Source organism: Ponticaulis profundi (assembly GCF_042659465.1).
GTDB lineage: Bacteria > Pseudomonadota > Alphaproteobacteria > Caulobacterales > Hyphomonadaceae > Ponticaulis > Ponticaulis profundi.
Map to the genome: position 1 here is coordinate 13,774 of NZ_JBHSSW010000016.1, position 20,776 is coordinate 34,549.

The 20,776-nt window shown below is 58.3% G+C and carries 17 protein-coding genes and 1 pseudogene; 10 read left to right on the forward strand and 8 right to left on the reverse strand.

The features are described from left to right. Nucleotides 1–335 precede the first annotated feature (335 nt). The 6 genes from ACFQDM_RS12215 to ACFQDM_RS12240 all read left to right on the forward strand — a co-directional run bounded on the left by ACFQDM_RS12215 (nt 336) and on the right by ACFQDM_RS12240 (nt 9,135). Nucleotides 336–515, forward strand: a complete 180-nt coding sequence (locus tag ACFQDM_RS12215; RefSeq protein WP_377379427.1) for a hypothetical protein — start codon at nt 336–338, stop codon at nt 513–515. Beyond that, entirely contained in the window at nt 512–2,614 is a 2,103-nt protein-coding gene (locus tag ACFQDM_RS12220) for a GmrSD restriction endonuclease domain-containing protein (protein ID WP_377379428.1), read from the forward strand. Before ACFQDM_RS12215 ends, ACFQDM_RS12220 begins: the two co-directional genes overlap by 4 nt. Next, nucleotides 2,611–3,000, forward strand: coding sequence for a hypothetical protein (locus tag ACFQDM_RS12225; protein WP_377379430.1), 390 nt, complete (start codon nt 2,611–2,613; stop codon nt 2,998–3,000). Before ACFQDM_RS12220 ends, ACFQDM_RS12225 begins: the two co-directional genes overlap by 4 nt. Before the next feature lie 104 nt (nt 3,001–3,104). After that, nucleotides 3,105–4,337, forward strand: a complete 1,233-nt coding sequence (locus ACFQDM_RS12230) for a metallophosphoesterase family protein (RefSeq protein WP_377379479.1) — start codon at nt 3,105–3,107, stop codon at nt 4,335–4,337. Next, nucleotides 4,337–7,774, forward strand: coding sequence for an ATP-binding protein (locus ACFQDM_RS12235; RefSeq protein WP_377379432.1), 3,438 nt, complete (start codon nt 4,337–4,339; stop codon nt 7,772–7,774). The genes ACFQDM_RS12230 and ACFQDM_RS12235 overlap by 1 nt, the downstream gene beginning before the upstream one ends. Nucleotides 7,775–7,945: 171 nt before the next feature. Then, nucleotides 7,946–9,135 (forward strand): IS3 family transposase gene (locus ACFQDM_RS12240; RefSeq protein ID WP_127898223.1). Its coding sequence is split into 2 segments (ribosomal slippage): nt 7,946–8,198 and nt 8,198–9,135, totalling 1,191 coding nucleotides; the frame shifts between segments, so codons are not numbered across the junction. A 369-nt stretch (nt 9,136–9,504) separates the two neighbouring features. On the opposite strand, the gene ACFQDM_RS12245 is transcribed toward ACFQDM_RS12240, so the two are convergent. Beyond that, on the reverse strand, nt 9,505–11,139 hold the full coding sequence (locus tag ACFQDM_RS12245) for a hypothetical protein (RefSeq protein WP_377379434.1): 1,635 nt from the start codon (nt 11,137–11,139) through the stop codon (nt 9,505–9,507). After that, nucleotides 11,136–12,185: a hypothetical protein gene (locus ACFQDM_RS12250; RefSeq protein ID WP_377379436.1), complete on the reverse strand. Its 1,050-nt coding sequence runs from the start codon at nt 12,183–12,185 to the stop codon at nt 11,136–11,138. Before ACFQDM_RS12250 ends, ACFQDM_RS12245 begins: the two co-directional genes overlap by 4 nt. Before the next feature lie 179 nt (nt 12,186–12,364). On the opposite strand from ACFQDM_RS12250, the gene istA reads away from it, so the two are divergent. Together istA and istB are read left to right on the forward strand one after the other, a co-directional pair. Next, nucleotides 12,365–13,903, forward strand: coding sequence for an IS21 family transposase (gene istA / locus ACFQDM_RS12255; protein WP_377379437.1), 1,539 nt, complete (start codon nt 12,365–12,367; stop codon nt 13,901–13,903). Continuing rightward, nucleotides 13,893–14,684, forward strand: a complete 792-nt coding sequence (istB, locus tag ACFQDM_RS12260; RefSeq protein ID WP_377379439.1) for an IS21-like element helper ATPase IstB — start codon at nt 13,893–13,895, stop codon at nt 14,682–14,684. The genes istA and istB overlap by 11 nt, the downstream gene beginning before the upstream one ends. A gap of 70 nt (nt 14,685–14,754) precedes the next feature. Here istB and ACFQDM_RS12265 read toward each other — a convergent pair. The 4 genes and pseudogenes from ACFQDM_RS12265 to ACFQDM_RS12280 form a co-directional block, all read right to left on the reverse strand. Next, nucleotides 14,755–14,865: pseudogene (locus ACFQDM_RS12265) on the reverse strand (exonuclease); the annotation flags it as partial. Next, nucleotides 14,862–15,215: a type II toxin-antitoxin system RelE/ParE family toxin gene (locus ACFQDM_RS12270; protein WP_377379441.1), complete on the reverse strand. Its 354-nt coding sequence runs from the start codon at nt 15,213–15,215 to the stop codon at nt 14,862–14,864. The gene ACFQDM_RS12270 and the pseudogene ACFQDM_RS12265, both read right to left, overlap by 4 nt. Then, nucleotides 15,169–15,411: a type II toxin-antitoxin system ParD family antitoxin gene (locus ACFQDM_RS12275; protein ID WP_377379443.1), complete on the reverse strand. Its 243-nt coding sequence runs from the start codon at nt 15,409–15,411 to the stop codon at nt 15,169–15,171. Before ACFQDM_RS12275 ends, ACFQDM_RS12270 begins: the two co-directional genes overlap by 47 nt. A 234-nt stretch (nt 15,412–15,645) precedes the next feature. Next, nucleotides 15,646–16,134, reverse strand: coding sequence for a metallophosphoesterase family protein (locus ACFQDM_RS12280; RefSeq protein WP_377379445.1), 489 nt, complete (start codon nt 16,132–16,134; stop codon nt 15,646–15,648). Between the two features lie 159 nt (nt 16,135–16,293). Between ACFQDM_RS12280 and ACFQDM_RS12285 the strand changes: the two genes are divergently transcribed. Then, entirely contained in the window at nt 16,294–16,458 is a 165-nt protein-coding gene (locus ACFQDM_RS12285; protein WP_377379447.1) for a hypothetical protein, read from the forward strand. Between the two features lie 59 nt (nt 16,459–16,517). On the opposite strand, the gene ACFQDM_RS12290 is transcribed toward ACFQDM_RS12285, so the two are convergent. Then, on the reverse strand, nt 16,518–17,351 hold the full coding sequence (locus tag ACFQDM_RS12290; RefSeq protein WP_377379449.1) for a hypothetical protein: 834 nt from the start codon (nt 17,349–17,351) through the stop codon (nt 16,518–16,520). A 50-nt stretch (nt 17,352–17,401) separates the two neighbouring features. On the opposite strand from ACFQDM_RS12290, the gene ACFQDM_RS12295 reads away from it, so the two are divergent. Further along, nucleotides 17,402–18,631 carry an NUMOD3 domain-containing DNA-binding protein gene (locus tag ACFQDM_RS12295; RefSeq protein ID WP_377379451.1) on the forward strand — a complete coding sequence of 410 codons (1,230 nt, stop codon included), beginning with the start codon at nt 17,402–17,404 and terminating at the stop codon, nt 18,629–18,631. Between the two features lie 893 nt (nt 18,632–19,524). On the opposite strand, the gene ACFQDM_RS12300 is transcribed toward ACFQDM_RS12295, so the two are convergent. Continuing rightward, a complete protein-coding gene (locus ACFQDM_RS12300; RefSeq protein ID WP_377379453.1) occupies nt 19,525–19,815 on the reverse strand; it encodes a hypothetical protein in 291 nt (96 codons plus the stop codon). Between the last annotated feature and the right edge of the window lie 961 nt (nt 19,816–20,776).

A 20,776-nucleotide genomic window follows, 5' to 3' on the forward strand; every position in this document is an offset into this window, starting at 1 on the left:
GAGAGACTAATGTCCGAGGAGGGCTTTTCGCGCCGATCTGTGGCGCTATCTGACGCGCGGAAGTTGTTTGCAAAGCAAAAAATCTGGCTCCCAAAGCGGTATTATAATACCTAGTAATCTGACTTATGCAACATTAATGCGCAGATGGTTGTGTTAGCGTTGATGCTGCTGGCATGCATGCAGATCTAGCTCATGTCCGTGCCGGCCTGAGGAAGGCGATCAATTGCACCCCATTGCGATGCCCGTAAAGAAATTCCAGAGCTTCCTATATCAATCCGAAATTGGAGCGTACATAATGCGCGCAATGACTTACACTTCAACTCTGGAGACCAGCCTTGAGTCAGAAAACGATCGACGTAAACCCATCTCTCATTTGGTCCATCCCTCACTGGCTGCGTGGCGGTTTCAAGAAATCTGACCAGGGAAAGATCGTTTTTTCCTTCACAATCCTGTTGCTCAAGGCCGGCACCATCTCGGCTTTTGTTGATAGGATCAAAGAAAAGATGCTGGCATGAAGGCGACCGACGCAAACCTTCTAGCCTTCATCAGCAAGGCCCCGCAATTTGTTATCCCAATTTACCAGCGGACCTACAGCTGGACGGAAAAGGAATGCCGTCAACTATGGGAAGATGTGCGCCGTGCTGGTCGAAGGGATCATATCCCCGTGCATTTCCTTGGCTCGGTCGTGTATGTCGAAGAAAGCCTATCGACTAACACCAGTCGCTCTCCGCAGCTGGTGATCGACGGGCAGCAGCGCCTGACGTCGGTCATGCTACTGCTTGCCGCCCTTTCACGGATTATAAAGAATGGTGAGCCTGTCGACGGCTTCTCGGCTAAAAAGATACGCAACCGCTATTTGCTCGATCCAGACGAGGATGGGGAGCGAGCTTTCAAGCTGCTCCTGTCAAAGACCGACCGTACGACCCTGAATTCTATTGTTGCAGAAGATGACCTGCCCGAGGCTGTATCGATCCGGGTAAAGGAGAACTTCGATTTGTTTTTGCGTTGGCTAGAACAGGACCCGGAGGCGGTGGCCGAGATATGCACTGGGCTGAACAAGCTAATGATCGTCGATGTTGCACTTAGCCGTGAACATGACAATCCGCAGCTGATTTTCGAGAGCATGAACTCGACTGGAAAGGAGCTTTCGCAGGCCGATTTAATTCGGAACTTTGTGTTGATGGGACTGGAGCCAAAGCTGCAAACGCGGCTTTACGAGCAATACTGGCGCAAAATGGAGGAAGGGTTCGGTCAAGGGGCTTATGTGGCCCATTTCGACAGTTTCATGCGTCATTACCTCACTAGCGTAACCGGGATGATCCCGCGACAAGGCGATGTTTACATCGCCTATAAGACTTATTCGCACGAGCAAGCCGCCAAAGATCGCGATGTCGAAGAGCTTGTTCGCGAAGTATGGGAGTTCTCTCGCTACTACCGTGCGTTAGTGCTCGGACAAGAGAAGGACAAGACGCTGGCCTTCTCATTTAAAGATCTGCGAGAGCTAAAGGTAGATGTCGCATATCCTTTCTTGCTGGAAGTCTATCGTGATTATGACGCCAACCTGCTTACCGCCGAAGATTTTATAGAAATTGTTCAATTAGTCGAAGCCTACGTCTTTCGTCGGGCAATCTGTGCTGTACCGACCAATTCACTAAACCAGACCTTTGCTTCCTTCGGGCGCGAGCTGAAGAAAGACAGGTACTTGGAAAGCGTGAAAGCGAACTTCTTAAAATTGCGGTCGTATCGCCGTTTCCCCCGAGAGGAGGAGTTTGTCGCACGCATTCAAGAGCGCGATCTCTACAATTTTCGGAACCGCTCCTACTGGCTGCGCAAGTTCGAAAACTACGGCAGGAAGGAGCGTGTCAGCGTCGATGACTACACGATCGAGCATATCCTACCACAGAATGAAAACCTGTCAAAGGAATGGCGCGAAGCACTGGGCGATGACTGGGCTACAGTACAGGAGAAATGGCTGCATACTCTCGGAAACCTGACGCTGACTGGGTACAATTCCGAGTACAGCGACAACTCCTTTGCCCTGAAGCGTGATATGGAAGGAGGCTTCAAGCAAAGCCCTCTGCGCGTCAATCAAGGCCTCGGCCAGCTGGAAACGTGGAATGAGACCGAGATCAAGGTACGTGCTGAAAAGATGGCGCGGCAGGCTGCTATGGTATGGGACATGCCTAACCTTCCTCAAGATATCCTTAAGGCCTATCAGGAACAGGCGGAGACCTCGACTGGATATTCAATCGAAGATCATCCTTATCTGATAAGCGGAAAGATGCGCCAGCTATTCGACGATTTCCGCCGTGAGGTAAAGACGCTGGACGCTTGTGTGACTGAACAATTTTTAAAGCTCTACGTTGCCTACAAGGCTGAAACGAATTTTGTTGATGTGGTGCCACAGGCCAAAGCATTGCGACTGTCTCTCAATATTAATCCTCAAGAACTTTCGGACCCTAAGAATATGGTTGTTGATGTTACGGGAGTTGGCCGATGGGGGAATGGAAACTCTGAGGTAAAGCTCACAGAACCGCAGGACCTGCACTATGTTTTAGGGCTAGTGCGCCAAGCGCTTGAGCGACAGTTTGGGGCAGAGGACAGCAATATATGAAAGAGACCATTGATGATATTAAAGCTGCCATACGCGAATTTCTGCGCACGTATGGCCAACCGGTCGAGGCAAAAACACCTATCAGTAAAAAAGAGCATTTGGAAGTCTGGACCATCGGCGGGCGTTATCGTGCCGCTGGTCTAGAGCTCAACCATGCCCGTTTGGTAAATTTCTGGGTCACTAGCATGAATATCCCGCCTGACCTACCCAACGCGGTCGAAATCACGCGTAAGACGCCAAAAGGTGGCAAGTGGACTGATGCGAATGGAAATGGCGCCAACAGTAATCTCAGCAGTTACGATCAGTTCCGCACCAAGCCCATCGCGCGCCTCGCCGTTACCTCGTCTGCTGACGCCTTTATTATCCTAACACACTTAAATCGATAAACTTATTTTACGTGTTATTTTAGGTATGAAATGATTCCGTGCCAATCAAATGAGGCTAAAATGATCTCCAAGTTTGAGCGTACGCTTGGGGAGGGTCAAGAGTGATGAAGTTACTCCATACTGCTGACATCCATCTGGATTCGCCGCTTCGATCTCTTGCCATGAGAAATTCCGAGCTGTGCGATGCCGTTGCCGCCGCCACGCGCGCGTCTTTCAGTCAGCTGGTCGATCTGGCGATCTCCGAGGATGTCGCGGCCCTTCTTGTCGCGGGAGACTTGTTCGACGGCCGGGAGCGCAGCGCGCGGACCGGAGCCTTCTTGATGGGTGAGCTTGATCGTCTCGGGGATGCGGGGATCAAGGTGTTTTACACGAAAGGCAACCACGATGCCGAGAACCCGATCACTGGTACGCTGGACCTGCCCGCCCATGTTCATGTCTTTGATGCCCGCGGCGGCCGGGAACAGTTGGCTGAGAATGTCTGGATCCACGGCGTCAGTTTTGCGGACCGTCACGCCCCCGACAGCCTGCTGCCGCGCTTCAAGGCGCCGGTCCCAAATGCCGTAAACATCGCCATGCTGCACAGCTCTCTGGGTGGTGCAGCAGGCCATGACGTCTATGCCCCCTGCAGTGTCGTGGATCTGGCAGGGATGGGCTTCGACTACTGGGCCCTTGGGCATGTCCACAAGCGTCAGATCCATTCCGAAACGCCCTGGGTCGTCATGCCTGGCATTCCTCAAGGTCGCGACATTGGCGAGGCAGGGCCAAAATCTGTAACGCTGCTGACCATCAACCATGGCCGGATCGACGTGAGCGAAAAGCGGACCTCCGTCGTCGAGTTTGCACAGAGCGATCTGAACATCACGGACGCGGACAGCGATGAGGCACTGCGTACGATGCTGCGGCAGCACCTTGCTGCGCTGCGCAGGCAGATTGCTGCCCCGACCGGCGTGATCCGGCTGTCCCTGAGCGGCCGCCCGTCGCGCCACTGGCAGATCCTCAGAGATCACGATGTTTGGCTCGAGCAGGCAGGCAATCTCGCCCGGGCCGCCGGAGATCTGTGGATCGATAAGCTTCTGTTGGATCTGACGCCGCCGGACGCCGGCACGGAGGCTGCCAGTGCGGCCGAGGAACTTGCGGCGACAATGACCCAGATCCGCACGGAGCCTGGATTTGTGGCCACCGCCCTGGACGAGGTCGAGACCGTGTTACAGGACCTGCCGCCCGGATTGCGCGATCGACTAATGCCGGACGAGGCCGCGCGGGACGATTTGGTAGACAGATTGGCTTTGGCCGGGGCCAATCGCGTTCTTGCGCGCATGAAGGGGGCGGTCGTCTGATGCGGATCCGTAGTCTTTCCCTAGAGCGTTTCGGCCATTTCACCGACCGGTCATTCGATTTCGGACCGGGCGGCGATCGCGCGGATTTCCATATCATCTACGGCCCGAACGAAGCCGGGAAGACGACCACGATGGAGGCCGCGCTTCGGCTCTTCTACGGTTTTCCGCTGCGCGAGGACTATGCCTTCAAGCATGCACGCAGCAATCTGCAGGTCTCCGCCGTGCTGGAGATCGGCGGTGCAGTACGGCGCTTTACCCGCCTGCCCAAGCGCGCGGGGTCCTTGGTGGACGAGACGGGAACAGCGCTGCCGGAGGCCGCTCTATCGGCGCATCTGGCAGGCCTGTCGCAGGACGATTACCGGCGCCTTCTCTGTCTTGACGACGACACCATCGAGCGTGGCGGCGAAGAGATCGCCAATGCCCAAGGTGATATTGGCCGGTTGCTGTTTTCCGCGGCGGCGGGCGTCGCCGATCTCAGCGGCGTTCTGGACGGGGTCCGGGACCAGGCCGACACGCTGTGGAAGCAGCGCGTGCGGAGTACCCGCATGGCCAATCTTAAGCGCGATCTGGCTGAGGTTGAGCGGCAGATCAAGGAGCGGGATGTCACGGCCAGTGCATGGAAGGCCCTCAAGAAGGACCTGACCAAGGCGCAGGAGGCAGAGCGGGATGCTCGCAGGACGCGCGACGCCTTGAACGCCGTCCGTGCAACGATTGAAAGGCAGAAGCGTGCGCTTCCGCTGATGGCTGAGATCACCAGCCTGGAGGAAGCGATTGCGCCCTGTGCAGCCTACCCCGACCAGCTCGATTTCGACCCTGAGCGCCTGATTTTACTGCGCAGCGATCGCGGCGTCGCTTCGCAGAATGTCGATCGTCTGACCGCCGAACTAGCCGCGTTGGCGGAGTGGCAAAATCGCATGTCCGTCAACCCCGCGCTCGAGGCGCTTGCGACCGCTCTGGATGATCTGGATGATCTCAGCGCCCGCAATCGCGGGGCGCATCTGGACCTCGAGAGACGCCAGGACGAACAGCTTGTGGCAGAGGCTGCCATGACACGGGCGATGCAGGATCTTGGGGTCGCTTCGTCCGAGGCTGACCCCCAGTCGCTGGTCCTGTCGGCGGGGGGTATCGCGGCACTCGAGAGCGCCCGGGAAGCTTTGCGCGAGGCGGTTGTCCGCGAAGCGGCAGAAGCTCGCGAGACGGCCGATCTCCAAGGCAAGGCGGACGCTGCGGCGGCGGCCGTTCAAGACTGTTTGCCCCAAACGGAGGGTACTCCGCGGATCGCCGACATCCTCCTGCGCTTCCACGCCGACGACCTGGCACCGGCGCATGCCGCCGCGCTGCAGGCCATCGAGGCCGCGAGGGCCAAGGCCGCTCGGTCGTTGACGGTGTTGGCCCATGGCACCGTCATATTCTACCAAGTGCCGGATTGTCCTTCGTCCCTGGTCCGCGCGACGGAGTGGGCCGACCGTCACGACGTGCTACGCGCCGATCTGCATGCTGCCATTGCAAGGCGCGATGACCACCTTGCGGATCGCGCCGCCCGCCACGCACAGGCAGAGGCGATGACACGCGGGACGAACATCGTCTCCGATGAGGAGGCCGAGGCTTTGCTAGCGGCGCGTGAAGACCGGTGGTCGGAGCATCTGGCGGCCTTGGACAGCCCTTCCGCCGCCGTATTTCATGATGCGCTGCGCAGGCATGACGCGGCAACGGATACACGACTGGGGCGGGCCAGCGAACTGGGACAGCTGCGTCAGATCGAGCAGGCAGCAGCCGAGGCAGATGCCCGTGCAGCGCAGGCGGACCGGAGCATCAAGGCCTTGCAAGCCGAGATCAGCGGCATCGAAGATGCCGTCAGTGAGGTGGCCCTGCAGGTCGGTCTGCCTGGGAGCCTATCGCCGCAAGAGTGGCTGGTATGGGTGACCCGGCACGATGAAGCCAGAGAAGAGGCCTTCGCTCTACGCGAGGCGCAGGAGGCCAACCATGGGGTTTTGCAACGCAGCGAAGCCTTGCGAGCCGAACTGGCAACGCTCCTGCCGTTTAATCCGGTTGACCTTGGCGGAGCGCTGAATGCGGCGCGGATGATGGCGGAAACGGATCGCCTGCAGACCGATACGCGGACCAAAGCCGAAGATACGTTGCGCCAGGCGCGTCGCGATCTGGCCCAGCGAGAGGAGCGGCTCAGCAGCGCCCAGGATGCTTCGCGCAGAGCCCGCGAGGCCTGGCAGCAGCTGGTCGCCGAGCATCTGGGGGATGCGATTTCACCGGATCGCCTGATGACCACACTGGACCCCTTGCGGGCGCTGCGGGAGCATGAAACGGCCCGTGCCGCCGCTGAACAGCGCGTTGACGCCATGCGGGCGGATCAGGACCGTTTCGCCCGCGAGGTTGAAGCCTTGGCGCAGACCCATGGCGCTGAGGTCCAGCTGACGGCCATGCAAACCTATTCAGCATTGAAAGGTTTGGCGGAGCAGGCGCGCATCACCCGAGACGCTGTCCTGAAACTAGATCAGGATATAGAGGCCGCCACGACTGAAAAGGCCTTTAATGAAGATAGTATGCGTCGCATTGCCCAGGAGGTCGCGGCGATCGCGGTCGTTTTCCCAGACTCTGCCTCCCTGACCGACATCGACCTGCTGCGCCAAGTCGCGGCGCGGGCGCAGCAGGTCATCGCCGATCGTGCCACGTTAGCCAGCCGCCAGCGCAGCGTCCTGTTGGAACTGGGTGTCGACGACATCGCGACGGCCCGCGAACAGCTTGCCGGCCTCCCTGCGGCGGGCTTGGACGCAGCCTTGAGCAGCAACATCTCCGACCTCGAGCACGCTGAAGATAGGCTGACACAGGCAATACAGGACCGCGCCACGGCCGAGCATGCCCTGTCTCAGGTAAAAGGTGACGGGGAAATTGCCGCCCTCGTCGAGCGCAGGGCGACGCTGGAGCTGCAGCTCGAGGAGACCGCTCTTCAGTATCTCGAGATGTCCCTGGGCCATCACCTTGCCTCCGATGCAATCCGCCGTTATCGGGACAGCCATCGCAGCGGGATGATGACTGCGACCGAGCAGTGCTTTGCCAGCCTCACGCATGGTGCTTATCCGTTCCTGACCACGCAAATCGAGAAGGACGCCGAGATCCTGTTGGCCGTCGACCGGAACGGCGCCAGCAAACGTGCTGCCGAAATGTCCAAGGGCACGCGCTTCCAGCTCTATTTGGCGCTGCGCGCTGCGGCCCACGAGCAGCTGGTGTCCCAAGGCACCAGGCTTCCGTTTTTTTGCGACGACATCTTTGAGACATTTGACGAAGATCGCACTAGTGCTGCCTGCCGAGTCATGGAAGCTATTGGAGGGAGGGGGCAAGCGATTTACCTAACGCATCATCGCCATGTCGTCGACATCGCCAGGAGCGTTTGCGATGTGCAACCCATTCTCCATGAGCTTTGATATTGCGGAATAGAAGGATAATGGTGCGGCTGGTAGCAGGCGGTGATCCGGCCTTCGACAATCGGCTTTGGCACAGGCAAAACATCTGAACGCTGGCTTGAGAAGCGGTGACCTGCTACGGGATTTTTCCTCCACCATCGATTAGAGTCCGATCCAACTTGAGGACGGACAATGAAGCGAACGAGATTTACGGACGAGCAGATCATCGGCATCTTGGCCGAGCATGAGGCCGGCACGAAGTGCGCAGACCTGTGCCGCATGCACGGCATGTCGGAAGGGACCTTCTACAACTGGAAGGCCAAGTTTGGCGGCATGACAGTGCCGGAGGCAAAGCGGTTGAAGGCGCTTGAAGACGAGAATGCCAAGCTGAAGAAGCTGCTGGCCGAGCAGATGTTGGACTTGGCGGCGATGAAGGAACTGGTTTCAAAAAAGTGGTAGCGCCTGCCGTGAAGCGCGAGGCGGTCGCGCATCTGAGGTCCTTGCTCGGGCTCTCGGAACGGCGGGCGTGCCGGATTGCCGGGGCGGATCGTAAGATGGTCCGTTATCAGGCGCAGCGTGCTCCGGATACGGAGCTGCGTGGCCGTCTGCGCGAACTGGCCAACGACCGTCGACGGTTCGGCTATCGGCGGCTCTTCGTGCTGCTACGCCGCGAGGGCGAGCCGTCCGGGATTAACCGGATCTATCGGCTCTACCGCGAGGAAGGCCTGACGGTGCGCAAACGGAAGGCCCGGCGTAAGGCGGTCGGAACACGGGCCCCTATCTTGGTCGAAGCCCGTGCCAATGCTCGCTGGTCGCTGGATTTCGTCCATGACCAATTCGCCAGTGGCCAGCGTTTTCGGGTGCTCAACGTGGTCGACGACGTCACCCGGGAATGCCTCGCGGCGATCCCGGACACCTCAATCTCAGGACGGCGTGTTGCCCGTGAACTTTCGGCTCTGATCGAGCGGCGCGGGAAGCCCGGCATAATTGTTTCGGACAATGGGACGGAACTGACCTCGAACGCCATCCTGCGGTGGTGCTCCGAGAACAGGGTCGAATGGCATTACATCGCGCCTGGAAAACCAATGCAGAATGGCTTCGTGGAGAGTTTCAACGGGCGGATGCGCGATGAACTGCTCAATGAAACCATGTTTCGCAACCTGGCCCACGCCCGGGTTCTGATCTCGGCCTGGGCCACCGACTACAACACCGAACGCCCGCATTCGGCTTTGGGTTACGAAACCCCGGCCGACTACGCGCGGACTCTGACCACCGCAATCGCCCGCCCCGCTGCGCGAGATGAAAGCTCCGCACGTCGGGCGATTGCTCAACCTGCGCCAATCGGCGTAAACAACCCTTGGACTCCGGTCGCGGCTGGATGAAAGACCCGTGGCAGGTCAGCGGCGTAATGACACTTGCCAGCCAAGCGTCAATAGCCGACACGGCAAGGGCCGAGGAAACCCGAGGGATCGATTATCTGCGTCAGGTGAGAGATGAGAACAGCAGACAGGTGCTATTTCTGACTGCATAAAGGTAAGTGGTATCCTCCGTGCAAGTCTCCACAAGAAGCCGCATCGCAGCTTACGGATTCAGCAGGAACGTGGGGTGAGGACACCGCTTACCGGTTTGCGATAGACCCGTCGCTTGATCACTCGTCGCTCCAGCCTTGGCCTTTCTGGCGACGATCTTCGGACGCGCCAAGATGAAATTAGCACGGCCATGTTGCGCCGTATAAATGAGTTCGTAAAAACTCAGCACTGTTCTGACCCTATGTAGTTCTTAGTGAGGTCTCGTGCCGCATAACGTACGGCATTGGGTAGCTCACTTGGAGGGCGAATATCAGGTGCGTCATATCGAGAGTAGGAGAGTCCCATAGCTACAAGGAGCCTACCCACTCCCCTGCCTGCCGCTAGCCTTACATCAATATCGTCACGATCGGGTTCCAGTTCGCGCAAACGCAGGTCTAGGGGCGGCGCATGGTGAGTCATACTATTCTGGCACCAAGGCACTGCAGAGCGATGTGGTTGAGAATGGCGTCCGCCACCAATAAGGATGGTTTCAAGCTCGAATGGCTTCTTCCAGTTTGCTGGATTGACGTCCATCTTTTCTCGGATCGCCTTCTTGGCTACCAGCGCAATATGACTTCCCAAGACTTTGATCGCTCGTTCACTGTTCCCGATTTCTTTGCACCATGCAGAGATTACCTCCGCTCCGAAGCACTCTACGGATTTCGCAAAAATAGTAATCGGCGGGTTGGCAGCCTCGCGGTAGATGAAAAAGACCGTGTCGACCGTTAGGCCACCGATATCGACAAGCAAATAGCGGCCATCGCGTCGTTGATGCGATGTCAGAAAGCCTTGGAGTGCTCCAGCAAGTTCTGGCTGAAGTGCGATAAGGTCGCAGTCTCCTGAACTGGACGTTTCCAAAAGGCGCAGGATAGCGGCCTCGGTTACTTCTCCACCGGACTCGAGGATGCGACCAGCGACAAGCGCCACATGCCTTTGGTCTGGATGGGCCTCCGCGATTGATGAGAAAGGCATGCCGAGGTTGACTTCGTCCACCACAACCGTGCTGTTCTTAAAAAGACCCGGCTGCTCCTTCTGGAGCCAGCCGACCCCATGTCGCACAACGAGAACAATCCAAGCGATCATGGCTGCTTTGACAGTCTCGCGATCTCCCCCGCCAAAATTTAAGAGATCCACTTTAAGCCGGTCCCTTGGGATTGCCCCCGCACAAGGTTCGATAGAGTACCGGCCATCATTCGATTTCCACAGAAGCGTTCGCCAATAATAAGGATGGCCATCTGCTTGGAACCATTCCGGCGCCGGAACTGGGAGGCCGACGTTGTCAGCAAACGGTAAACGTAGTACGATTTTGGTCGCTGTCGAACCAATATCTAAACCAACAATCACGTCCGTTCGGTCACCAGCCACCTCAAGATTATGACCGAATCTTACAGAATTTGGCAAAAGCCAGCCTAGGCGGACTGCCTCAATCTCTCCCTCTGTCGGGCGATCTTCCGGTACGTCCGCCCCCACTGCAAGCCGCCGATCCAAAGCCGACAGCGAGTCTCGATCCACATTGATCGTGGAAAGATTCCGGCCTCTCGATGCTGTGTCAAGAGCATGCGCTTCTACCTTTGGGGTCACGGTGCTGGTCGGAAGCGGCTTCTTCTTAGCTACCCTCAGAGGCAACGATCTTACAGGAGCTTTTACTCTCGTTTTCGAAGCGGAAGGCGTTTTGTGACTTATTGCCGAATGCACCTTACCGCTTGAGCCCTGCGCTTTTTTTTGCTTATTTTCTTTATAAGGTTTTTGCCCGCTCGCTTCGCCGGGAAAAAGATCTAGGAGGTCTTTGAAGGATTTAAGCAGCATGCGCTCTGTCATTGGCGTTGCTCCTCCACTTTGATGACAATTGCTGCGACCGTCATTGCCTCCCGTTCACAACTGACCCGACGTTGAAGCTGAAGGCGCCTGTCGGCAATTCGCTCTTGTAGCGCGCGAAGCCGGCCACGGTTCGCCGCTTCCATGCGCGAACCAGCCTTCTCAATCACGCGCTCGATCCGCGCAATGTCACGCGTCTCCGCGCGGTCCAGTGATGCCATTTGGATTGTCAGTCTGTCTTCCAACTCATCTTCTCGACGTTCCGCAGCATCGTCGAAAGCCTGCATGAGCTGACCCTCGACAAGCCCTTCGAGAAAATCAGCCGTTCCGTGCAAGTCGAGCTCTTCGCGAAGGCCCGCCAGTGGCGCACCTCGCTCTACGGCAGTCCTGATCGCGGACTCTGCCTGATCTGGAGATAGCAACTCCCCCGACCGAGCGTCGAGAAGACGCCACACTAGACGTGCATCGATTTGATCGGTCCCGAAACGCCATTCCTGGACGACGCCCGCATAGAAACCGGGGGGAAGGTCGATTTCCGCAGCTTGCAATCTAATGGCAAATGCCGACTCCGGTACGCCGCCTGCATCTTCGATGCCGTCAAAAAGGAAACGGACGAACGGATGGTTTGTCGTGAGCCGCGGAAGACGCTTTCTAGAGCTTTCTTTTCCTAGCCGGAAGCTGGCAGCTTCCGTTTTCGAGACTAGTTCTCCGCCATCAGCACGGCGAGTCTCGCACCAATTTCGGAACGAGGATCGAGCCACGCTATCAAGGCGAACGTCCAGAAGAGATCGGCCCGGATCATAGATCACGCGTGAGGCGGGGTAGAGATGCTCAAGAGCAGTCGCGACGTAGCCAGCGAGATCAGCTTCAGTAATCCAGCGACCATCCTTGCGCTTCTTCTCGATTTCGTGGGCAATATAGTCGCCATGTGCAATAAGAGACGCAGCGCGCGCCTCAAGTTCAAGCTCATTTCTTCTATTATTTTCATAAGCTTGTGCAGACTGGTCAAGTCTCGCCGCACGCTGTTTGGCGGAAAGACCTGGATCCATTGTGATTGCCGTCAGCTCACGTTCTAGTTCGTCAGCGAGAATCGCCTCAAACCCGCCAAGGGCCTCTGTTGGATGTCACTGAGAACTGACCCAGCAGCAGTCGGAATTGTCACTGAGAACTGACCCATGTGGAACCTTGCCCCTGACAGGATTTGTCGGGGGTTATCGGAGTGATCGACATGGGATTTTTGAGTGTTATTCGACGTTGGGCCTTGCGGGACAAGATGCCTATCCGCGAGATCGCGCGGCGGACCGGGCTGTCTCGCAACACCATCAAGAAGTATCTGCGGGCGGGGGTTGTTGAACCCGAGTTCCAGACCCCGGCGCGGCCAAGCAAGCTGGACGCGTATGCAGAGAAGCTGTCAGGCTGGCTGGTGACGGAGCAGCGCAAATCGCGCAAGGATCGACGCACCGCCAAGCAGATGCACGCCGATCTGGTTCAGCTTGGCTATAAAGGCTCGTATGAGCGTGTGGCAGTCTTCGTGCGGACCTGGAAAGGAGACCGGCAGCGCGCACAACAGTCGACCGATCTCGGGACATTCGTGCCGCTGGTGTTTCAGCCAGGCGAGGCGTTCCAGTTCGACTGGAGCGAAGACTGGGCTCATGTCGGCAGCGAGCGCATCAAGTTGCAGGTCGCCCATATCAAGTTATCTCACAGTCGCGCGTTCTTGGTCAGAGCCTACCTGCTGCAGACGCATGAGATGCTGTTTGATGCCCATTGGCACGCATTCCGGATCTTCGAAGGCGTGCCCGGCCGTGGGATCTACGACAACATGAAGACGGCGGTTGATCGCGTGGGCGCTGGCAAGAAGCGCGACGTGAATGCGCGGTTCATGGCCATGACCAGCCACTACGTCTTCGAGCCCGACTTTTGCAATCCAGCCGCGGGATGGGAGAAGGGCCAGGTAGAGAAGAACGTTCGCGATGCGCGCCACCGGCTCTGGCAGGTAATGCCGGCTTTTCCTGATCTCGATGCGCTCAACCTCTGGCTGGAAGAGCGCTGCAAAGCGATATGGGCCGAGGCCGCGCATAGCAGCCTGCCCGGCAGCATCGCCGATGTCTGGGCTGCGGAGAAATCCGCACTGATGCCGTTACCTACGGCCTTTGATGGCTATGTCGAGCAAAGCAAGCGAGTGTCTCCGACCTGCCTGATCACCTTTGATCGCAATCGCTATTCTGTCCCTGCCAGTTTTGCGAACCGCCCCGTCAGTTTGCATATTTACCCCGAGCGGCTGGTGATCGTGGCCGAGGGACACGTGGTTTGCGAGCATAAGCGCATCATTGAACGGTCGCACCGGCACCCTGGCCGCGTCATTTATGACTGGCGCCATTACCTCGCCGTGGTTCAACGCAAGCCCGGTGCGCTTCGGAACGGTGCCCCATTTGTCGAGATGCCCGAGGCGTTTCGCCAATTGCAGAAACAGATGCTACGCAAACCCGGTGGCGATCGAGAGATGGTCGAGATCCTGTCCCTCGTCCTGCACCACGATGAGCAGATGGTGCTGTGCGCCGTGGAAATGGCGCTGGATGCGGGTGTGCCGACCAAGACCCACGTGTTAAACCTGCTTCACAGGTTGGTAGACGGCACACCTACCGAACGGCCGGACATCATCCCACCAGAAGCCCTGGCTCTGCGCAACGAACCGCAGGCAGATGTTGCGCGGTATGATGGTTTACGACCGCCGCTGGACGCGGGAGGCACACGCCATGCGTCATGATCCCGCCGGCGCTGCCCTCGTCATTATGCTGCGCAGCCTGAAGATGCCCGGCATGGCCCAGGCCGTGCATGACCTCATGGAGCAAGGTGCCCCGGCGTTCGAGACCGCGGTGCCGATCCTGTCACAGCTACTCAAGGCCGAAATGGCCGAACGCGAGGTGCGATCCATTGCCTATCACATGAAAGCCGCGCGCTTCCCGTCCTACAAAGATCTGTCCGGCTTCAATTTTGCCGCCAGCGAGCTCAATGAGGCTCTCGTGCGCCAACTGCATCGGTGCGAGTTTATGGACACGGCCGAGAACGTGGTCCTGATCGGCGGTCCGGGAACCGGGAAAAGCCATGTCGCAACTGCCCTCGGCGTTCAGGCCATCGAGCATTACCGCAAACGCGTGCGCTTCTTCTCCACCGTCGAGCTGGTGAATGCGCTCGAACAGGAGAAAGTCCAAGGAAAGGCAGGAAAGATTGCCGAGACGCTGGTGAAAGCCGAATTGGTGATCCTCGACGAGCTGGGATACCTGCCGTTCAGCGCATCAGGCGGTGCGCTGCTCTTCCATCTTCTCAGCAAATTATACGAGCGCACCAGCGTCGTCATTACCACCAACCTGAGCTTCAGCGAGTGGGCGAGCATCTTTGGCGATGCCAAGATGACGACCGCGCTGCTCGATCGCCTGACCCATCGCTGCCACATCCTCGAAACCGGCAACGACAGCTACCGCTTCAAAGCAAGCTCCGAGACAGCGAAAAAGAAACGGAGGGAGACAGCAGCATTGACCACATCATGAACCAGCAAGCATAACGACCGGGCGGGTCAGATCTCGGTGACAATGCTGGGTCAGTTCTGGGTGACATCCAACAGACACCGATCTGACAGATGCTGCCGCGGTCGTTATTGGCTGTTTCGACATCAAGCGCCACAAACCGGAACGGACCTTTGGGAAATGGGGGTAGCAAAGCCAAGGTCATTCCAAAATTTCCAGTAATCTTGGCCAGTCCTGACGACCTCCGAGAATGCGCAGCACATCAAGTTGATCACCAATGGTCCGATAGATGATCATATGAGCTCCGGACGGATGAATGCGTACTGGCGGGTTAAACTCCAGGCGTTCTCGTGCAATTCCCGGCATGGCACAGAGCAGATCAAAGACAGCCGTGATCCCATCGACATATCTGTCTGCCTGCTCGGGGGACCACTCCGCCGCGCCGTGCAACCAGATCTCCTCCATGTCACCTTCAGCTTGGGGCGTAAGCCTGAGGTTGTAGTGTCCCTCAGCTGGCATGCTTGCGGCGCATCTTCGCCTTGAAGGCTGAGGCATCGAACGGTTTAGGTTCGCCGCTTTGCAGTCCCTCCGTGATGGCAGCTTGAAGCTGCCCGATCGCATGGGCGCGTTCTTGGTCACGCCGGATCAGATGTCGAACGTAGTCACTGGCGTTGCTGAAGCTGCCCCCGCGGGCACGTTCTTCGACCCAGACCTTCATAGGATCGGGAATTGAGACGTTCATCGTGGCCATCAGAACCTCCATCGGATTGCTCCGCAATTATGACAATCTTTGCCATGATGATCTAGCACTCATTGGCCGAATTCGAGGGTGTTTCCGCACTCCTGATCTCCACGTTTTTGGACACCAGAAAACCTCATGTCACAGCTTCCGTCGCTGTCCGATTTTCAGGCGTCAGCTTACTCCGTAGCCATGCCTTCTTCTGTATCAAGTACCGAAATTCGTTTCTTAACCTCGTCACTTAGGTCAGACGAGCAAGGGGTGGATCATCGCGCGGGGTCGACTGGCCTCTTCCCATAGGAAGGCCAGCGTGATCGGCAAGCGGAAGCGGCGGGGGCCGGCGGCGCCGGGGTTCAGCCAGAGGGTGCTGCCGGCTTCCTTAATGCTGGGCTTGTGGGAGTGGCCCGAGATGACGACGTTCCACCCCGCGGCTCTTGGATCGGCCTGCAAAGCTTCGCGGTGATGGATCATGTGGATCCACAGGCCTCTGATCGTGAGGCTCACCGTTTCAGGAAGGGCCTCAGCCCAGTGCCCGCGATCGATGTTGCCCCGGATTGCCGTTACCGGGGCGATGTGCGCCAGCGCGTCAAGATGGTCAGAGTCGCCTATGTCGCCCGCGTGCAGGATACGGTGTACGCCTTTGAGAGCCTCCAGCGCCTCGGGGCGTAGCAGACCGTGAGTGTCAGCGATGACACCGATGCACTCCCTAGGAGATGGCTGGCAAAGTGGTTGCATGAGGCAGGTCCTTTTGGTCATCGCACACTAGTGCTTTGTCAGCCCGGTGGCTGCCGTCTTTCCTGGTCAAGATCCCTGGGGCGGTGCCATGGCATGCTTTTCGGCCGGTCTTCTATCTGCGGGAGACTGTTTGGTCGTCGCCAAGACGAGCGCGGAGGAATGACGCCATCTCCTCGTTCAGTTCGCGTGTCTCTGACGCCGTCGCCGCCTTGTGACTTCCAGACCGTCAAAGCCCTGCTCCATGTCTTTCGAGCATTGCAGCAGCCTGTCCTTGGTGACCGTTTTTCAGACATGATCTGGATCTCCATTCCGAACGCCGGCTGACCATAAAGACGGACAGGATAGTTGCGTCTCCTGCAGACGGAAGTTCCCATATCCCTGGGTCAGGACCGGCCTGGCTTGGACTTCCGACCAGGATCCCCTTTGCTGAGCGGGTCGGGGTCCAGTTGGATCCCGACGACCTCGTCGCCGAGGTAAGGGAGGAATGCCTCCCGAACCTGGACCTCGTCGTTGCCTTCGTCTCTGTCCGCCTCAAAGCTGAACGCATACGACTCATCGTCCGGCCCGACATCCCTGCTCCGGGTCACGACGGTGCTGAACCGCTTCCATGCCTCGTCAAGCCGAGCATCCCTGTAAGGTTCGGTCCCGGGCGCAAGGACGACCCGGGTGATCCGCGCCAGTGCAGTGTCCTGGTACTGCATCGTCAGGTGTTCGTATCCCCGCATGAGGAACCGTCCCTTGATGCGGAAGATGGCGTGGGGCGAGACCAGGCGACCTTGCTCTCGTCCTCCGCCATCTACAGTGACGAGAAGGGGCGTTTCGGTGCGGATCGCACGGACCACCGTCCGCACGACGGCAAGGTTCGGATCTGGCTGCCGGAGATCCGCCTCGACGTACCCCCTGCTGCCCAGCATGTCGTCCAACCACCGTTCCAGGCGCGGTATGGAAGAGAAGACCGGCGCCTCTGGCAGCCTGGCGCTCTCGTCCAGCGTCAGCCGACCGCCCTGCACCCGACCCTCTTCGTCACGCAGGAAGACCGGTCCGCAGGCCTGCTCGAACAGCATCTCGAACTCCGCCTGGTGCCGGGAGACGGTCGGCTCCGACAGGCCGAAGATCTCCCGATAGACGAGCTTTTCGGCTGCACCGAAAACCCCGCCATATCGGATTGCCGCCTCTACCCAACCAAAGGACAGGTTCCTCTTCGTCACCACGGCCAATAATCTTTCATTTTGAAACTTTCTTCTTTTATGTCCCTTCGAGAGGCCATATGACCAACAGACCTGAAGACGAGTTGGAAGCGCATTCCGACACCCCTGCCCCGTGCGATGATACTGGTATCCAAATGGGTCATTCTGAATCGGATCGCCCGCATCACGCAACCGAAGCTCATGCGCGCCATCGTGATGAGCCTGCGCCGAACGGTCGTGGCGACTGCCGGCCGTCTGACGGCCTGGAAAGGGTCATCCTGCAAGAGAAGTTCGTCCCCCGTGGTTCGTCGATGATCATCTACCGTGCCACGAACCGGATAACCGGAAAGATCTACATCGGTAAGACCGTCCGGCACCTCTACCACGCAAAGGCCCGCCATCGCCAAAGGGCGATGCGCCGCGATCTCTACGGCAGCGACAGTTATTTCTATGCCTCGATCCGCAAGCACGGCTGGAGCGCCTTCGACTGGAAAATCATTGACCAGGGAGAGAATGATACGGAGTTGCAAGCACTCGAGCGGGCGTGGATCGCCCAGACCGGAAGCTACCGGGACCGCTCCATCGGCTATAACATGACGCCGGGCGGCGATGGCGGGGCCGGGCGCAAGTTGTCACCCGAGCAGATCGCCGGCATCAGCCTTCGGTCGTCCGGCAAAGGAAACCCGGGCTGGGGAAAGTTCGGCAAGGCGCATCCCGCCTATGGGCACATCAAGTCCCCCGAAGTACGCGCGGCTATCTCCCGGGCGCATAAAGGGAAGAAGGTGTCGAGTGAAACCCGCGCGAAGCTGTCGGCCACGCGGGTCGCGATGTTTGCCGAGCAACGCAGGGAAACCTTGCGCCGCCAGGAGGAGGAGCGGTGTGCCCGACGCGCAGCGCAGGCAGCAAAGAAAGCCGCGGGGGGATTCAAGGGTGAGAAGGCGCGAGCTTCCAAGGTGACGGATCAGCAACGGGCCGAGATCTGCCGGCGCCGCGCGGCCGGCGAGAGTTACAGCGCGATCGCCAGGGATGTTTCCCTTAAACTGACCGGGGTCCGGGCGGTGGTGCTGCACTGGGGGCCGCTCAACGGCTACCCGTTCCTACGCGTCGTAGCTGCGTCCAACCATCGTGCGAAGCTGACCGACAAGGACCGCATGACCATCATTTCGCGCTACAACGATGGCGAGGCGATCGCTGCCCTGGCGTCGGCCTTCAATGTGGGCGCAACCGCGATCTACATGACAGTATCCGATTGGGGTCCGAAGCACGGGTTCCCCTACCTGCGCCGTAAGGGTGGGTGGAGGGCGACCTGAGGTAGCGCCACCGCGCAGATGATCGCAAAACTTCTTTGGCGGACAAAGTATTACGGTGTGGTTGTTTATCAGAATCCTTCAGGAAGCAAACTGTGCGGAAAAGAGCGGCGTTTCCGCTTCTGCCTCTTTGCCGGAACAGGTCATCACCGCCGCTCTGACAGTTGCGGCGGCTGGAACCGCTTGCCGGCAGCCCGCCATGCTAAAGGCTTCGGCAGGTAAGGCGCTTCCCTTTGTACACGGCGGCAACGATAGGGACGCAAACCCGCTTCGGGGATCCAAAAGTAAGGCCGCCAGTCGCCTGGAGGACCCGGAGCGGAAGAGGACCTGAACCCGGGTAGAACGGCGCGGTGCACTTTGGTGCGCCTGGAAATCAGAAATTTTCTGGGAGCCGTCAGGCGATCCGTCAAAAGTCCCATGGCCCAATGCGTAAAAAAAGGGTCCCACCTCCCCTGTCGAACCGTCCTATGATCTGCGTGCGCAAAAAATTCCGATTTTTACCAGCGTGAGGCATGTCAGCCCGTGTATTATACGTGATGCGGCGGCTGACATGTTCGACGCGTTCATGCGCTGTCCGGACGAACGGTAAGCCTCGGATAGCCCCTTCTAAAGCCAAGTCTCCCCACTAGCCCTGTCATGAGAGACATATGCATCGCCATGACACTCGTTCTTCCGGCGCTCTTCCCACAGCCCATAAGGGTTACGTCGGATCGCTCACACTGCTGTCGTCCAACCAGACCACAAGTGTTGCCAACGCGCACAAAAGCGCAAAGTAGGCTGCAAAAAGCGTCTTTCTCCTAAGTTGTTTACCCTGCCGTCGCGGCCTTTGGAGGCACACTGGATCTTGCAATGGGTGATCCAGGAACGTGGTCTTCAACAAGCAGAGGACTCGTCTTTCAGGAAAACGTCTTTACTATGTAGGCCGTCCCCCCAATCAGAACGATGGCCAAAAGCATCGGAAAAAGGAGGGACGTCAGCCAGAAGCGCCATCCGTCTTCCGGAGACTTGGCTCTGTGGGGAAACCCGACAGGCCTTGTTGTCACCTGGCGATGCGTAGCCGCGGCCAGCTTGTGCGTTTCGGCGACCAGGGCATGGATATCGGCTAGCCGTGTCTCAAGGTCGGCAAGTCGATGATCGTTTTCATCAGACGGTTGGGTGTCCCGCGCTGCAGATCTTTGATTGGTCATGGCTTCAGATCCTCGTGACGAACCCTCTTGGAGTGACACTATGACTGCATCAGGAACACGCGTCGAGAAATTGTCGCCAAGGAATTGTTGCACGGTTCGCAGATTGACAGGTCACCAGTCTCGAAAGGGACATCCGCGTGAGAGAACAGCGGGGCACACGATGAGGAAAGCATGCTACCTTAACCAGAGGCTCCCCCCAGAGCTATAGCAAGGCCCACCAGCGGCCTCTTGCACTGGCCGCTACCCCACACGCCACCGCACCTGTTTGGGGCCTCTTGATAACCTCTTGGAGTAGATCACTACCAGCGGCTGTATGAATATTCTCCTGAAAGCCCATTCACCTAACCGCACTGCGTACGAGTAAACCAACTCGACCCGCAGACAAATAAGGAAGATACCGTTCTCGCGATGACATGCGGTTACTCTGGCCGCGAACCGAAACCTGGAGCTAGTCCTGACACGGTGAATCAAGTGCTCCAGAATTTGGTTCTGGATCTGACTCTGGTCTAAATGGCAGACATGAACCTTGCGGATCTAAAAGCGATCCAGAGCCGGGCGCAGGATCTGGTTCAGGCGAAGGTGGACCAGAAGCTGGACAACGCGGCCTGACCGAGGGCCCCTGCGGGGGGCTTCTCTTTTTTCGCGGGGGCATGCCCGTAGACCCGTAAGAAAAGCTCCAGAACCGTGCGAAGCCGGGATTTTTATGGCCGCCTACCTGAAACGGAAAACGGCCCTCAGCGGCCCTTATATAGGCTCTCAGATGCTATTCGAGATCTTGGGCCGGTTGCCGTTCCTCGGCTACTACGGTGGCCTACATGGCGGACATGGGTGTCGATGCGCTGGAAGCGATCCAGAACCGGGCCAAGGAACTGATCGACGCCCAGATGGACCAGAAACTGGACGACGCGGCCTGATCTGGGCCCCTTCGGTGGCCCTTTCTCTTTTCGCGCGTGGACATGCC

Coding starts and splice junctions, on each gene's coding strand:
- ACFQDM_RS12300 (WP_377379453.1), bottom strand. CDS start 19,815: ATGACCAATCAAAGATCTGCAGCGCGGGACACCCAACCGTCTGATGAA.
- ACFQDM_RS12230 (WP_377379479.1), top strand. CDS start 3,105: ATGAAGTTACTCCATACTGCTGACATCCATCTGGATTCGCCGCTTCGA.
- istA (WP_377379437.1), top strand. CDS start 12,365: ATGGGATTTTTGAGTGTTATTCGACGTTGGGCCTTGCGGGACAAGATG.
- ACFQDM_RS12250 (WP_377379436.1), bottom strand. CDS start 12,185: ATGGATCCAGGTCTTTCCGCCAAACAGCGTGCGGCGAGACTTGACCAG.
- ACFQDM_RS12220 (WP_377379428.1), top strand. CDS start 512: ATGAAGGCGACCGACGCAAACCTTCTAGCCTTCATCAGCAAGGCCCCG.
- ACFQDM_RS12235 (WP_377379432.1), top strand. CDS start 4,337: ATGCGGATCCGTAGTCTTTCCCTAGAGCGTTTCGGCCATTTCACCGAC.
- ACFQDM_RS12245 (WP_377379434.1), bottom strand. CDS start 11,139: ATGACAGAGCGCATGCTGCTTAAATCCTTCAAAGACCTCCTAGATCTT.
- ACFQDM_RS12270 (WP_377379441.1), bottom strand. CDS start 15,215: ATGCCTCAGCCTTCAAGGCGAAGATGCGCCGCAAGCATGCCAGCTGAG.
- istB (WP_377379439.1), top strand. CDS start 13,893: ATGCGTCATGATCCCGCCGGCGCTGCCCTCGTCATTATGCTGCGCAGC.
- ACFQDM_RS12295 (WP_377379451.1), top strand. CDS start 17,402: ATGACCAACAGACCTGAAGACGAGTTGGAAGCGCATTCCGACACCCCT.
- ACFQDM_RS12280 (WP_377379445.1), bottom strand. CDS start 16,134: ATGCAACCACTTTGCCAGCCATCTCCTAGGGAGTGCATCGGTGTCATC.
- ACFQDM_RS12275 (WP_377379443.1), bottom strand. CDS start 15,411: ATGGCCACGATGAACGTCTCAATTCCCGATCCTATGAAGGTCTGGGTC.
- ACFQDM_RS12285 (WP_377379447.1), top strand. CDS start 16,294: ATGACGCCATCTCCTCGTTCAGTTCGCGTGTCTCTGACGCCGTCGCCG.
- ACFQDM_RS12225 (WP_377379430.1), top strand. CDS start 2,611: ATGAAAGAGACCATTGATGATATTAAAGCTGCCATACGCGAATTTCTG.